Genomic DNA, 13614 nt, shown 5'->3' with positions numbered 1-13614 from the left:
GCTTGCAGCCCGGTTTCGATTTGCGCGACGAGCTGCGCCGGCCCACAGAGAAGACATTCGGTGCCGGCCAACTGATACTGCGGTGGTAGCAACGGATCGATGTCGGGCAGGGCGTCGCCGGTGGCGACTTCATGAAGTGTGAGATTGGGGTCAGTCGCGGCCAGAGTGCGCAACTCGGGCAGAAACGCGGCATCTTGCTCGCGGCGATACAGATACAGCAGGTGCACCGGGTGACGCAGTGGAGCAGTGGAAAGGCGCGCCATGAATGGCGTGATGCCGATGCCGCCGGCGACCCAGAGCTGCGGGGCGTCGCCATCGACATCGCTAGTACGTTTCTCGCCACCACGGCTGCACTGGTGGCGGCCACTGGATTAGCCCACGCCCGTATCATCAAGGGCGAGATGCCGTGGGAGCCGGGCGGAGCCAAGCCCCCGCAGCCGTGGCAGCCTGGGCCTTGGGTGTTCTTCACCGCCGATGAAGGCGCCATGGTCGAAGCGATCGTCGATCGGCTGATTCCGCCCGACAATCTGGGCGCCGGCGGACGGCAGGCGGGCTGCGCGGTGTACATCGACCGGCAGCTTGCCGGTCCTTATGGCCGCAATGAAGGTCTGTACACGCGTCCACCGTTCATGAAGCCGATGCCGTCGCAGACCCCGCAGGACCCGGAGACGCCGGCCATGCGCTATCGCCGGGGCCTCGGCGCACTCGCGGACTATCTACGCGTGACCTTCGACGGAAGGAAATTCGGCGATCTCTCCGGCGAGCAGCAAGACACCGTGCTGCACAACCTCGAGAGCGGCAAGATCGACCTGAAGACGCTGAACGGCGCGCAGTTCTTCAACCTTCTCTTGCAAAACACGCAGGAAGGTTTCTTCGCCGATCCGATCTACGGCGGCAACCGCGACATGGCGGGATGGCGACTGATCGGCTTTCCGGGCGCGCGCTACGATTATCGCGACTGGGTGACCCGCCACAACGAACGCTATCCGCTTCCACCGGTGGGAATCACCGGTCGGCCCGAATGGACGTTGTGAGATCGCCATGCCCCGCAAACTTCCCCGCAAAGACGTCGTCATCATCGGGCTCGGCTGGACCGGCGCGATTCTCGGTTACGAACTCGCCACATCGGGCCTCGACGTCGTGGCGATCGAGCGCGGCCCGTGGCGCGACACCGCCAACGATTTTCCACCCGCCTACGCGCCGGACGAACTACGCTACGCGGTCCGGCTCGATCTGTTTCTGAGGACGCAGCAGGACACGCTCACCGTCCGCAACAAGACCAACCAAACAGCGCTGCCGATCCGTCAATTCGCCGGCTTTCTGCCCGGCAACGGCGTCGGCGGTGCCGGTGTGCATTGGAACGGCCAAACCTGGCGCTTCCTGCCGACCGACTTCAACCTGCGCAGCCATCTCGAACAGCGCTACGGCAAACAGATGCTGCCGGACGACATGACCATCCAGGATTGGCCGGTCAGCTACGACGAACTGGAGCCGTACTACGATCGCTTCGAGAAATTGTGCGGCACCTCCGGCAAGGCCGGCAATCTGCGCGGCCAGATTTTGCCGGGTGGCAATCCGTTCGAAGGCTGGCGATCCTCGGACTACCCGACGCCGCCGCTCAAGCAGAACTACGGGCAGACGCTGTTCGCCGAAGCGGCACGCAAAACCGGCCACAATCCTTTTCCCCAGCCGGCGTCCAACCTGAGCGAAGCCTATACGAATCCGCTCGGCATCAGGATGGGCCAGTGCACCTATTGCGGGCACTGCGAACGCTTCGGCTGTGGCAATTACTCGAAATCGAGTCCGCAAACCTGCGTCCTGCCGGCGTTGATGCGGCTGCCGAACTTTTCCGCGCGCACCGAATCCGAGGTGACGAAGATCAACCTCGACTCGACCGGCAAACGCGCGACCGGCGTGACCTATGTCGACTCGTCCGGCGAGGAATGGGAGCAGCCGGCCGATCTGGTGTTGGTCTGCGCGTTCTCGCTCTTCAACGTGCGGCTGCTACTGCTGTCGGGCATCGGCACGCCTTACGATCCGCAGACCGGGCAAGGCGTTGTCGGCCGCAACTACGCGTATCAGACGACGTCGAGCGTCGGCGTGATCCTGAAGGACAAGATCCTCAACCCGTTCATCGCCACCGGCGCCAACGGCATGATGATCGACGACTACAACGGCGACAACTTCGATCACAGCGGGCTCGGCTTCGTCGGCGGCGGCTATATGGGCGCCGGCCAATCGAACGCGCGGCCGATCCAGACTCATCCGGTGCCGAGCGGCACACCGAAATGGGGAGCCGCCTGGAAGAAGGCGGTAGCCGAAACCTACCAGAGCGCCATGAGGCTCTCGACCCACGGCAGCTCTTACAGCTATCGCGACTGCTATCTCGATCTCGACCCGACCTACAAGGATCGCTTCGGTCGCCCGCTGATGCGGATGACCTTCGACTTCCACGACAACGAGCTGAAAATGTCGGCCTATCTGACTGACCGACTCGCCGAAATCGCGCGCGCGCTCGACCCTGTGGAATTGACCGCAACCCCGCGCACGGGACCCTACAACGCCAACATCTACCAGACCACGCACAACACAGGTGGCACGGTGATGGGCAACGATCCGGCGACCAGCGTGGTCAACCGCTATTGCCAGAGCTGGGACGTCTCCAACGTTTTCATCCCCGGCGGCGCCTCGGTATTTCCGCAGAACCACGGCTACAACCCGACCAACACGGTCGGCGCGCTGGCGTATTGGACCGCCGATGCCATCCGCAACCGCTATCTCAAGAACCCCGGGCCGTTGGGCTAGTAAGATGCGCAGATTCATCACCACAGCCCTGCTGGTGCTTTCATCCGGCGCCGCCGTCCACGCACAGACGGTGACGCAGGATTTCGGCGCGGTCGATCGTGGCCGCTACGTGTCGATCCTGGCCGATTGCGGCGGTTGTCACACAGCACCGGGCGGCAAGCCATTTGCGGGCGGCTTGTCACTGGAGACGCCGTTCGGTCGTCTCGTGACGCCCAACATCACGCCCGATCGCGACACCGGCATCGGCAACTGGACCGACGCAGAATTCATCTCCGCGGTGCGCAAAGGCCGCGGCCGACACGGCACGCGTCTCTATCCGGCGATGCCGTATCCGACCTACAGCAAGATGAGCGACCAGGACGTTACGGCGTTGCGCGCGTACTTCAAGACGATCGAGCCCGTGCGCAACGAGGTATTTTCCAATCAGCTCCCGTTCCCGTTCAACATCCGCGCCAGCATGGTGGTCTGGAACTGGATCAACTTCAAGCCGGAGCCGTTCCGGCCGGACACCTCGAAATCCGCCGACTGGAATCGTGGCGCATATATCGTACAAGGCCCGGGCCATTGCGGCACCTGCCATACGCCGAAGAACCTGCTCGGCGGCGACAAGACGGAGAACGCGCTGAACGGCGCCGCGCTGCAGGGCTGGTTCGCGCCGAATATCACGCCCGCGCATCGCGACGGCATCGGACGCTGGAGCAAGGAAGAGCTGGTACGCTATCTCAAGACCGGTACCAACGACTGGACGCTGGCCTCGGGGCCGATGTCCGAGGCCGTGACGCACTCGACGTCGCAGATGACCGACGACGACCTCAATGCCATCGCGACCTACCTGAAGGACAGCGGTCTCGAGACGACCGACGCGCAGGTAACGCCACCCGATCAGAATGTGATGAAGGTCGGCGGCGCGATCTATAAAGACAATTGCGCCGCGTGCCATCGGGATAACGGCCAGGGCGAGACCGCGCTCTTCCCGCGTCTGGCCGGAAGTGCCCTGGTGCAACAGAACGATCCGACGACCTTGATGCGCATCGTGCTGCAGGGCAGCCGCGCCGTCGCCACCGATCTCGCGCCGACCGGGCCGGCGATGCCCCCGTTCGACTGGCGCCTCAACGACGCGCAGGTCGCGGCGTTGCTCACTTACGTGCGCAACACGTGGGACAACCATGCCGCCGCGGTCGACAGCGGCACAGTGCAGAAGGAGCGGCAGTGGCTCGCCAAGTCGCCGTAGCGGGATCGGCCTCGAGCGGCGGCGATCGGAGAATGATCGCCGCCGCATTCGTACGAGCCGTGCCTAAGACGTTCAGAACGTTACGCCGGCCTTCGCCAGATAGGTCCGGCCGGGCAGCGGATAAGCGTTGAAGCGGCCGATCGTCGTCGCGCTGGCCACCGCGTAATCGTAGTATTGCGCGTTGAACAGGTTGATCACGCTCAGCGACCAGAAGAAGTGATCAACCTCGCCGCTCAGCTTGAGGTCCACCGTGCCGTTGGCGGGGATCTTGGGCTGAACGTTGCGATTATCGTTGTCCATGTAGCGCGCGCTCCACACCCGGGCGGTCGCATCGAACACCACGTATTTCTGCCAGACGTTCCAGGTCACGCCGGCATTGCCGGTGTAGCGCGAGACTAGCGGCACGTCGTTGCCGGCGAACACGCCCTCGCGGAAGGTGGCGTGCGTGTAGGCGCCGCCGCCGCGCAGCAGCAGGCTGTCGTTGATCCGGTACGAGGTGATCAACTCGCCGCCGACGCGGCGCGTCGGATCGAGATTGGTGTTGTAGAAGTTGACCGGGTCGTAGCGGATTTCGTTGTTGAGGTTCATCACATAGGCGCTGGCCTGAAGATCGAACCCGCCCGATTTGACGCGGACGCCGCCTTCGAAATCGTAGGAGGTCTGGGTTTTCAGCGCGAAGGTGCCCGGGATCGCATTGAAGTTCTGATCGAACGACGGACCCGACGCGACGCGTTCGTCGACATTCGGCGTGCGGAAAGCGCGCGCAGCACGGGCGAACACGCTGAATACGTCGGTGAAACGATGTTCGAGACCGCCGTGTAGCGCATATTGGGTTTCGGTGCTGTTCAGCGGATTGGCCTGCGCGTCACCGAACCAGCCCGGCGCCATCATGTTGAGCCGGTCGGTGGCCTCGACCTTCACGCCCTGCACGCGGCCACCATACGAGAAGTCGGTGGTGGGCAGTACACCGAGTGTCTGCTGCCAGTATCCGGCCAGCGTCTTCTGCGTGAGATTGTAGGTGTGGATCGGCACGCCGCCGAGATACTGACCGCGATCGGAATCGTAAGCAGCATCGTAGTAATCCAGGCCTGTCAGGATCTTCGACGGCAGCCCGAACATCGGATTGGTGATGCTCAGCCGGGGCGTGATCGACCAAGTCTGCAGATGCGCCACGAATGATGAGGCGTTGAAAGCCGACAACGGCACATTGCCGAAGAACGCCGCCTGTTGCCGCTTGTCGCGCACGCCGCCGTCGACGATCAGCTCGCCGCCGTCCCACAGCGTCTTGGTGAAGCCGGCGGTGAGGTTGGCGCCCTGCTTGTCGGCGTAATCGAACGGCGACGACGTGCCGCGGCGATCCGTGGTGAGCTGGTCGATGCCGAGGTTGCGATCGACCAGCCGCGCGCCGGGAAGGCCGAGATGCTGATCATCGCCGGAGATGTTGAGGAAGGCACTGAGATCGGCCGTCGAATAGCGTAGTTCGCCGACCGCATTGTTCTGGTCGAGCGCATTGTTCTTGCGATAACCGTCGGAGCGGACCCCATTGGCGAACACCGAGCTCGACCACGCACCGGAATTGAACGCCGCCGACACAGCGGCGAGGCGCTGATTGAACGAGCCGTAGCCGCCTTCGGCGCGGAATGTCGCCGGCGGCCCGCCGGCGCCGGTCTTGGTGACGATGTTGACGACGCCGCCCACGGCGTTGTCGCCATACAGCACGGCGCCGCTGTTGCCGCGCGTGAGCTCGATGCGCTCGATCGAGTTCAGCGGGACGCTGGAGAGATCCACGCCTTGCAGATCGAGATCGTTGAGACGGCGACCGTTGATCAGGAACAGCGTGTTGGATGTCGCCGTGGCGCCGAAGCCGCGGAGATCGACAGACGTGCCAGTGCCGTTGACGCCACCGTAGAGGCTGGTGCTCTGCACGCCCGGAGTCTGCGCGATGACGTCCTGCACCGTCTGCGCCGGCGAGCGGGCGATGTCTTCGGCCGTGATCACCGACGTCGAGGTGCCGGTGATTCCCTCATACAGTCGCGTCGCAGTGACGTTGATGGTCGGCAGGACATTGTCCTGCGCGTGAACGGGCGTGATAATCGCCAGTCCCGAACTCAAGACGGTGGAAGTGAAAAATACGCGCGAGAAGATTGCGGTGCGCCGCGATGGCGCGGCTCGGCGAAACGACATGGGAAACCTCGGCTCGACGTCAGTGGCACGTCACAGCGAACGAGGTTTCGCTGGTGCTGTTTGCGACCGACGAAGCCGGTGTCTGCAATTCCCGACCGACACCTTCGCGTGTGACCACGAAAGACGGCAGGTCTCCTGGCTCGCGGGTCGTTGACCTTTCGTCGCCTTCCCAGGACCGAGGACCCAGTGGCTTCCGACGAAAGACTAACCGCTTACAGTTGCGGGAACAGCCGCGGCTTTGAAGGCCCAAGGCCTCGCACCGCATTCCCTTTTCATCCTCTCGCGAGGAACCGTCGTGGTCGATGTAGGAGGCGCGGAAAGTCAGTGTCAAGCTGGGTTGTCATACGCCGGGTATTTCGCGCAGCGGGTGTGGCAGAATTGCCGATCGGTTGCGCTGCAACGTCGACGTTAGTATCGCTGCGAAGCTATTATATGCCGCCGCCGTCCTCGAAAGCCTCCTGCCGCGCCTTCGCCTGGGTCACGACGCTGCCGGGTGGCACGTCGCGCGTCAACCAGACGCCACCGCCGATCGACGAGCCCTGCCCGATGGTCACGCGCCCGAGCACGGTGGCGCCGGCATAGATGACGACGTCGTCTTCGATGATCGGGTGGCGGTCGCCGCCCTTGACGATGCGGCCTTGCTTATCGGTCTCGAAGCGTTTGGCACCGAGCGTCACGGCTTGATAGAGCCGCACGCGCTTGCCGATCCGCGCGGTCTCGCCGATCACCACGCCGGTGCCGTGATCGATGAAGAAGCTTTCGCCGATCGTCGCGCCCGGATGAATGTCGATTCCGGTCTGCGCATGCGCGATCTCGGCGACGATCCGCGCCAGCATTGGCACACCGAGCGCGTAGAGCTGATGCGCGATGCGGTGACGGATCATCGCAGTGATACCCGGATAGCAGAACACCACTTCGTCGAGGCTCTTCGCCGCCGGATCGCCCTCATAGGCAGCGCGGATGTCGCTGTCGAGTAGCGCACGAATCCGCGGCAGGTCGTGAGCGAACTCCGCGACGATGGTTATCGCCTGAAGGTCGATCTCGCCGTGTTTTGTTGCGGACTCCTGATCGGCAAAACGCAACTCGCGCCCGACTTCACGCCGCAATCGTCGCAGCGCCTGCTCGATGGTGTCGGCGACATAGATGTCGAGTGAGTCTTCAGACAGCGCGTTCGGCCCGAAGTGCCGCGGATACAGCGCCGCGACCAGAGCTTCGACGATGCCGGCCACCGCCCGGCCTGATCCACATCTCGGCGATGTCCGAGCGCCGCATCAACGATCCGCGCGAGGTGGTGAAGCCCGGCCAGGTTGTGAAGGTCAAGGTGCTGGAAGTCGACGTCCCGCGCAACCGCATCGGCCTGACGCTGCGCATGTCCGACCCCATCCCCGCCCCCGGCGAACGCCGCACCGGCGGTGGCGGCGGCGGCGCAAGCGCCAAGCTGGTCGACCGCTACAAGCCGCGGCAGGAAGCCCCGAGCGGCGGCGGCGCGTTCGCGGCGGCGCTGGCGAAGGCGGCGGAGAAGGGGCGCGGGAAGGGGCGGTAGCCACGCGCTGCCAGTTCGTCGCCACGCAGACTATCAACTTCGTCATGGCCGGGCTCGTCCCGGCCATCCACGTCTTACTACGTTGATAAACGGAAGTACGTTGATGCCCGGGACAAGCCCGGGCATGACGGCTAGGGTTCCGGCAAAGCTGTTGGCAGCCTAAGACGCTCACCACAGGTACAACCTCATGGTGAGGAGGCGCGAAGCGCCGTCTCGAACCATGCACCGCAGGCACTGCGTAGCCCCATCCTTCGAGACGCCCGGCTTCGCCGGGCTCCTCAGGATGAGGTCAATGCTTGGGGAAACGCTGCATCGGCTAGATAACCGCTGACACGATCTAGTCGCCGCCTCCACTTTGTCCCACCATCCCCGTCATTCTCTCACTAATCTCCCACAGCCGTCTATTCGCCGCCGCATCGCGCGCCTGAGCTGGCGCGACAATTGTCTTCCTATTAGCGAAGTACTCACCGCTCACTCCCTCCAGCTCCGGCGCGTTGGCCAGATACAGCACGCGCTGCGCGGCGCTCTCCGGCGTCGGGATCGCCCAGCCGCCGAGCTTGGCCAGCAGCTTCCAGAACACGCCCTGCGCGCCGTCGGTGCCACCGAGATTGGACTTGAAGACGCCGGGGAAGACGCAGTTCACCGTGACGCCGCTGCCTTTCAGGCGCCGCGCCAGCTCGAAGGTGAAGTGCAGGTTGCCGAGCTTGGACTGGGCGTAGCCCTTCATCAAGCCGTAGGGACGGCGCTCCCAGTTGAGATCGTCGAAGTCGATCGCCGCGTCGATGCGCGTGCCGACATTGACGATGCGGGCCGGCGCGCTGGCCTTGATGAGATCGAGCAGCAGATTGGTCAGCAGGAAGGGCCCGAGATGATTGATCGCGAAGGCGCGCTCGATGCCTTGCGGGCTGAGCCGACGCTCCGCAAACGCGGTGCCGGCGTTGTTGATCAGCAGATCGAGCCGGTCGAAGCGGGCGAGCACGTCCTGCGCCAGCGCGCGGATCGAGTCCTGGTCGGCGAGATCAGCGACGAACAGATGCACATCGTCATTGCCGCTTGCACCGCGAATCTCCGCCAGCGCCGCCTCGCCCCGCGCGCGGCCGCGCGCCACCAGACCGAGGCGCAAGCCGTCCTTTGCCAGCACGGTCGCAACCGCTTTGCCGAGCCCTGAATTAGCGCCGGTAATCAGCGCGGTTCGCGTCGCTCTCACGCTCATGATCGACAGCCCTTTCGGCGGCGGCATCCATCACCGCTGATACGCCGATCATCGGAGCCGCGCATGTCAGGATGATGCCGATGGTCCGACGGCGGCGTCTCCGCCGGCAGCGCGGCGGCCCTCGCCCATCTGCTCCACCAGATAGTCGACGAACACCCGGATGCGTGCCGGCATGTTGGCGCCGCCGACGAACACGGCGTGGAAGACCTCACGGTCACCGGGATTGTAGACCTGAAGCAGCGGTACCAGGCGCCCCTGTGCGATGCTGTCTCTCAGACTGAAATCCCCGACCCGGGCGATGCCGACGCCGTCCAGTGCGAGCTGGACCAGTGTGTCGCTGCTGTTGGCCTCGACGGCGCCGCGTACCTTCAGCGCGTAGTCGACGCCGTCGCGGCGAAACGGCCACACCGGCTCGGCGCGGCGGAAGCCGAAGTTCAGGCAATTGTGGTTGTACAGATCCTCCGGCGTCTCCGGCACGCCCCAGCGCGCCAGATAGTCCGGCGACGCCACAATGGTACGCCCGTTGGCGCTGAGCCGCCGCGCTGTCAATCCGCTGTCGGGGAGCGGCCCGCCGCGCACTGCGACGTCGGCCTGCCCGGCCGCGACATCGACGAGGCCGTCGCTGAGATTGATATCGACGACGATGTTCGGGTAGCGCCGCACGAAGTCGCCGAGCAGCGGTACGATGCAGACTTGGCCGTGAGAGATCGCCGCGCTGACACGGACACGGCCGCGCGGCGAGCCTTGATCGGCGATAGCCTGCTCGGCCTCGTCGAGATCGGCCAGGATGCGGCGGGCCGCACCCAGATACGAATGACCTTCGGCCGTCAGCGTCAGCGCCCGCGTGGTTCGCAGCAGCAGCCGCGCGCCGAGCCGGGCCTCAATGCGGTCGAGCGTTCGGCTGATCGCCGATGGCGTCAGGTCGAGGCTACGCGCTGCGGCCGAGAAGCTGCCGCCATCGATCACCGCGCAAAACACTTCGAGGTCGCGCGCCCGGTCCGCCTCGCTGATCGGCATCTTTGCGCCCTGCTCACAAATGCTTGGCCTCTACCCCCTCTAATCGATGGGTTCGGCTCCGTCTAGCTTTGCGTCGTCGCGCCAGAGGTATCCAGAGGAGACGCCCATGACCCTAGCCACCGCATTGCGCCGGATCGCCCAGACGGGCGCCGCGCTCGCCGTCCTGACCAGCCCGACCCCCGCCCCGGCGGCCGATGGGCCGACCGAATTCCCGAGCAGCTTCCGCAACCAGGAGATCGCCACCAACGGCACCACGCTGCATGTACGCGTCGGCGGCAGCGGCCCGGCGGTGGTGCTGCTGCACGGCTATGGCGACACCGGCGACATGTGGGCGCCGCTCGCCGCGGGCCTCGCTCAGCATCACACTGTAATCGTGCCGGACCTGCGCGGCATGGGCCTGTCGGCTCGCGCCGAGGCCGGGTTCGAAAAGGTCAACCAGGCCGAAGACATCACCGGGGTGATGGACGCTCTGCATGCCGACCGCGCCGAGGTCGTGGCGCACGACATCGGCAACATGGTCGCGTTCGCGCTGGCGTCGCGCCACGGCGACCGCGTCACCAAGCTGGTGCTGATGGATGCGCCGGTGCCGGGCGTCGGGCCTTGGGAGGAGATCCTGAAGAACCCGCTGCTGTGGCACTTCCGCTTCGGCGGCCCGGACATGGAGCGCCTCGTCGCCGGCCGCGAGCGCATCTATCTCGATCGCTTCTGGAACGACTTCTCGGCCAATCCGGCCAACTTCCCCGAATCCTCGCGCGCACACTACGCACAGCTCTACGCCGCGCCCGGAAGAATGCACGCCGGCTTCCGCCAATTCGCCGCGTTCGATCAGGACGCCATCGACAACCGCGCCTGGCTGGCGGCGCACGGCAAGATGCGCATGCCGGTACTGGCGATCGGCGGCGCCGCATCGTTCGGCGCCACCATGGCGGCGGTGATGCAGGCCGCGGCAATCGACGTACAGGAGCGCGTGATCGCGGGCTCCGGCCACTGGCTGATGGAGGAGCAGCCGGCCGCCACGTCGGCGGCGATCACCACTTTCCTCGACCCGCCGCCGGCGCAGGTCAGCAAGGAAGGGGTGATACCAACTGCATTGTCGCTCGAGCAGACCCAGGCGATGCCGCAGGCCGGCGCAGGCACCGGCACCTCTGGCGTGGGCGGCATCCACACCGTGCTGCTATCCGGCGATCCCGCCAAGCCCGGCCCCTACGCGCTCGAAATCCACGTGCCGCCGAACACCGCGATCGCCGCCCATACGCATCGCGACGACCGCTTCGCCACGGTGATCTCCGGCACCTGGTACTTCGGCTATGGCAGCAACGCCGCCGATGCCGCCAACAAGCCGCTGACAGCGGGCGCCCTCTACACCGAGCCGGCGGGCGCCGCACACTTCGCCTTCACCCGCGCCGAGGGCGCCGTCGTGCGCCTCACCGGCGTCGGCCCGAGCGACACGGTCTACGTCTCCGCCCCCGCCCCGCGCTGACTCCAGCAAACAACAAGGACTTCCGCCATGACGAGCGCCGCCACCATCCGCGACCCCAAGACGGATCATCTGCTCACGCCCCAGAACGCCGCCCTGGTGATCATCGATTATCAGCCGGTGCAGGTCAGCTCGATCCAGTCGATGGACAAGCGCAGCCTGGTCGCCAACATCACCGCGGTGGCGAAGACCGCCAAGCTGTTCGGTCTGCCGACCGTGCTCAGCACCGTCAACGTCGCTACCGGCCGCAACCAGCCGATCATCCATCAGCTCGCGGAGATCTTCCCCGACATCGCGCCGATCGATCGCACCTCGATCAATGCCTGGGAGGACGACGACTTCGTCGCCGCGGTCCGCGCCACCGGCCGCACCAAGCTGATCATGACGGCGCTGTGGACCGAAGTCTGCCTGGTGCATCCGGCGCTCGATGCGCTACGCGACGGCTTCGAGGTCTATCCGGTGGTCGACGCGGTCGGCGGCACGTCGCCGGCTGCGCACGAAGCCGGATTGTCGCGCCTGATCCAGGCCGGCGCCAAGCCGACCAGCTGGGTGCAACTGATCTGCGAACTGCAGCGCGACTGGAATCGCGCCGCGACGGTGCCGGGCTTCTCCGACATCCTGTTCACGGTCGTCGGCCACTGACCGTGTCGCCGATGCTCGCAGCGGCGATCGATCAGTCCGAAGCCTCCGGCAAGCCCGTGGTGATCTTCATCCACGGGCTGTGGCACAGGCCGAACGCGTGGCAGCGCTGGGCCGAATTGTTCGAGGCCGCCGGCTACGCCACGCTGGCGCCGCGGTGGCCGGCCGAAATCGGCGGCGCCGCGGCACCCGAGACCATCGCGCAAGCCGCGGCGTATATCACCGGCTTCGCCGAGACACTACACCGCCGCCCGGCCCTGATCGGCCATTCGTTCGGCGGCCTCGTGGCACAACTCCTGGCCAGCCGCGAGCAATCAGTTGCAACGGTGTCGATCGACCCGCCGCCGTCGCGGGGGGACGTCGCCCCGCCGCGCAGCCCGCTGCTGATCATCGCGGCAGAACGCGATCACCACGCCCTCGGCGCTTCGGTCGAACCATCGCGGCAAGCCGCGTCGCCAATCGACTACATCGACATCCCACGGCGCGGTCTTTCACCGATCACTGACTACGGCTGGCACGAAGTCGCGCAACCGTCCCTGCGATTTATTCAGCGCTTTCAGCCGCCTGCGCTTTCTCATGATGACCGCCGCTGACGCGCGGTGCTTTCGTCACGGCCGCCGGCAGACCAGATCGATCTCGATCAGCGCGTCGTAAGCCAGCCCGGTGACGCCGACGCAGGTGCGGGCCGGCAGGCGGCCTTCCGGGAAGTAGCTGCGATAAGTCTCGTTCATCTCGGCGTAGTCGCGCTTGAATTCGGTCAGATAGATCCGGCTCATCACGATGTGCTCGAGGCCGAGACCGAGCCCGGCCAGCACGACGCGGAGATTCTCCATCACGGCGCGTGTCTGCGCCACGATGCCGTCCGGCAGCACGCCGGGGGTCTGCGGCGTATCGGGCATCTGGCCGGTGACGAAGACGAAGCCGTCGGTTTCGACGGCGTGGCTGAACGGCGCGACCGGCTTCGGTCCGCCGGGGATCATGTGAAACTGCAAACTGGCCTCTCGTGGGATGAAGATCAGGCGCGCGCGTCGGCGAACACCTGTTTGCTGAGGATGGCGTGGACGCCCCAATTGCCGTCCACCACCTGGGTGACGCCGAAATCGACCGCGGCAGACATCAGCGCGATCGCCTCGTCCTCGGTCAGTCCCTTTATGCTCATCAGGAAGCGCCGCATCTTACGGAACGCGTCCTTCATGGCGAGATCGAGCGACGACGTGGCGTAGACTTCGCTCTGACTCTTCGCGCCGAACTCGGCCAGGTAGTTGGGGTGGCTGAAGCCCATCAGCACCCAGTCGGTGGCGGTCTCGATCAGCGGGTAGGTCAGATCGGCGAACGGCTTGTCGGTGAACTCGCCTTTCTTGTGCAGGATCACCTCGAAGGTGCCGGTCATCGAACATTCGATGGCGGTGCCGCCGAGCTCGCCATCGCCCTGCGCGGCGTGCGGAGCGCCGACCGACAGTAAGGCGCCGGGCACCGACACCTTAAGGGAAATCGTGGAGCCCTTG

Annotated in this window: 10 protein-coding genes, 4 pseudogenes and 1 riboswitch; of the genes and pseudogenes, 7 read left to right on the top strand and 7 right to left on the bottom strand. The window is 65.4% G+C overall.

The features are described from left to right. Positions 1–263: pseudogene (locus I5M_RS10980) on the bottom strand (oxidoreductase); the annotation flags it as partial. Between I5M_RS10980 and I5M_RS10975 the strand changes: the two are divergent. Genes I5M_RS10975 through I5M_RS10965 form a run of 3 tightly spaced genes read left to right on the top strand, consistent with a single transcriptional unit; the run spans position 231 to position 4036 of the window. Then, the gene (locus I5M_RS10975; protein ID WP_244431971.1) at positions 231–1034 is read left to right on the top strand and encodes a gluconate 2-dehydrogenase subunit 3 family protein; all 804 of its coding nucleotides are present in this window, start codon (positions 231–233) and stop codon (positions 1032–1034) included. The pseudogene I5M_RS10980 and the gene I5M_RS10975 overlap by 33 nt on opposite strands. A 7-nt stretch (positions 1035–1041) precedes the next feature. Further along, positions 1042–2805 carry a GMC family oxidoreductase gene (locus I5M_RS10970; RefSeq protein WP_022721447.1) on the top strand — a complete coding sequence of 588 codons (1764 nt, stop codon included), beginning with the start codon at positions 1042–1044 and terminating at the stop codon, positions 2803–2805. Positions 2806–2809: 4 nt separating this feature from the next. Beyond that, positions 2810–4036, top strand: a complete 1227-nt coding sequence (locus I5M_RS10965) for a cytochrome c (RefSeq protein ID WP_022721446.1) — start codon at positions 2810–2812, stop codon at positions 4034–4036. Positions 4037–4108: 72 nt separating this feature from the next. Here I5M_RS10965 and I5M_RS10960 read toward each other — a convergent pair whose 3' ends face one another. Both I5M_RS10960 and epsC read right to left on the bottom strand, forming a co-directional pair. Further along, positions 4109–6220 carry a TonB-dependent receptor gene (locus I5M_RS10960; RefSeq protein WP_022721445.1) on the bottom strand — a complete coding sequence of 704 codons (2112 nt, stop codon included), beginning with the start codon at positions 6218–6220 and terminating at the stop codon, positions 4109–4111. Positions 6221–6327: 107 nt separating this feature from the next. Beyond that, positions 6328–6530: riboswitch (cobalamin riboswitch) on the bottom strand. A gap of 118 nt (positions 6531–6648) precedes the next feature. Continuing rightward, a pseudogene (gene epsC, locus I5M_RS10955) lies at positions 6649–7461 on the bottom strand (serine O-acetyltransferase EpsC); the annotation flags it as partial. Here epsC and I5M_RS10950 point away from each other — a divergent pair. Further along, positions 7455–7763 (top strand): annotated as a pseudogene (locus I5M_RS10950) (S1 RNA-binding domain-containing protein); the annotation flags it as partial. The pseudogenes epsC and I5M_RS10950 overlap by 7 nt on opposite strands. A gap of 337 nt (positions 7764–8100) precedes the next feature. On the opposite strand, the gene I5M_RS10945 reads toward I5M_RS10950, so the two are convergent. Together I5M_RS10945 and I5M_RS10940 are read right to left on the bottom strand one after the other, a co-directional pair. Then, positions 8101–8976 (bottom strand): SDR family NAD(P)-dependent oxidoreductase, encoded by an 876-nt coding sequence (locus I5M_RS10945; protein ID WP_031336059.1) that lies wholly within the window; start codon positions 8974–8976, stop codon positions 8101–8103. Between the two features lie 66 nt (positions 8977–9042). After that, complete coding sequence (locus tag I5M_RS10940) at positions 9043–9993, bottom strand: LysR family transcriptional regulator (RefSeq protein WP_022721441.1); 951 nt, start codon at positions 9991–9993, stop codon at positions 9043–9045. Between the two features lie 106 nt (positions 9994–10099). On the opposite strand from I5M_RS10940, the pseudogene I5M_RS10935 reads away from it, so the two are divergent. The 3 genes and pseudogenes from I5M_RS10935 to I5M_RS30905 all read left to right on the top strand — a co-directional run. Beyond that, positions 10100–11038, top strand: a pseudogene (locus I5M_RS10935) (alpha/beta fold hydrolase); the annotation flags it as partial. Positions 11039–11500: 462 nt separating this feature from the next. Continuing rightward, positions 11501–12112: a hydrolase gene (locus tag I5M_RS10930; protein ID WP_022721439.1), complete on the top strand. Its 612-nt coding sequence runs from the start codon at positions 11501–11503 to the stop codon at positions 12110–12112. Positions 12113–12123: 11 nt separating this feature from the next. Continuing rightward, positions 12124–12702, top strand: a complete 579-nt coding sequence (locus tag I5M_RS30905; RefSeq protein WP_022721438.1) for an alpha/beta hydrolase — start codon at positions 12124–12126, stop codon at positions 12700–12702. Positions 12703–12717: 15 nt separating this feature from the next. On the opposite strand, the gene I5M_RS10920 is transcribed toward I5M_RS30905, so the two are convergent. After that, the gene (locus I5M_RS10920; RefSeq protein WP_031336056.1) at positions 12718–13101 is read right to left on the bottom strand and encodes a RidA family protein; all 384 of its coding nucleotides are present in this window, start codon (positions 13099–13101) and stop codon (positions 12718–12720) included. Between the two features lie 23 nt (positions 13102–13124). Beyond that, a partial coding sequence (locus I5M_RS10915; protein ID WP_022721436.1) for an acetamidase/formamidase family protein occupies positions 13125–13614 on the bottom strand: 490 nt, incomplete at its 5' end.

The organism is Rhodopseudomonas sp. B29, assembly GCF_000333455.1.
Classification (GTDB): domain Bacteria; phylum Pseudomonadota; class Alphaproteobacteria; order Rhizobiales; family Xanthobacteraceae; genus Rhodopseudomonas.
This window is presented reverse-complemented; position numbering and strand designations above follow the sequence as displayed.

What these genes read in the sequence shown, in the direction of transcription:
- I5M_RS10940 (WP_022721441.1), bottom strand. Translation starts at nt 9,993, where the DNA reads ATGCCGATCAGCGAGGCGGACCGGGCGCGCGACCTCGAAGTGTTTTGC.
- I5M_RS10945 (WP_031336059.1), bottom strand. Translation starts at nt 8,976, where the DNA reads ATGAGCGTGAGAGCGACGCGAACCGCGCTGATTACCGGCGCTAATTCA.
- I5M_RS10960 (WP_022721445.1), bottom strand. Translation starts at nt 6,220, where the DNA reads ATGTCGTTTCGCCGAGCCGCGCCATCGCGGCGCACCGCAATCTTCTCG.
- I5M_RS10965 (WP_022721446.1), top strand. Translation starts at nt 2,810, where the DNA reads ATGCGCAGATTCATCACCACAGCCCTGCTGGTGCTTTCATCCGGCGCC.
- I5M_RS10930 (WP_022721439.1), top strand. Translation starts at nt 11,501, where the DNA reads ATGACGAGCGCCGCCACCATCCGCGACCCCAAGACGGATCATCTGCTC.
- I5M_RS30905 (WP_022721438.1), top strand. Translation starts at nt 12,124, where the DNA reads ATGCTCGCAGCGGCGATCGATCAGTCCGAAGCCTCCGGCAAGCCCGTG.
- I5M_RS10970 (WP_022721447.1), top strand. Translation starts at nt 1,042, where the DNA reads ATGCCCCGCAAACTTCCCCGCAAAGACGTCGTCATCATCGGGCTCGGC.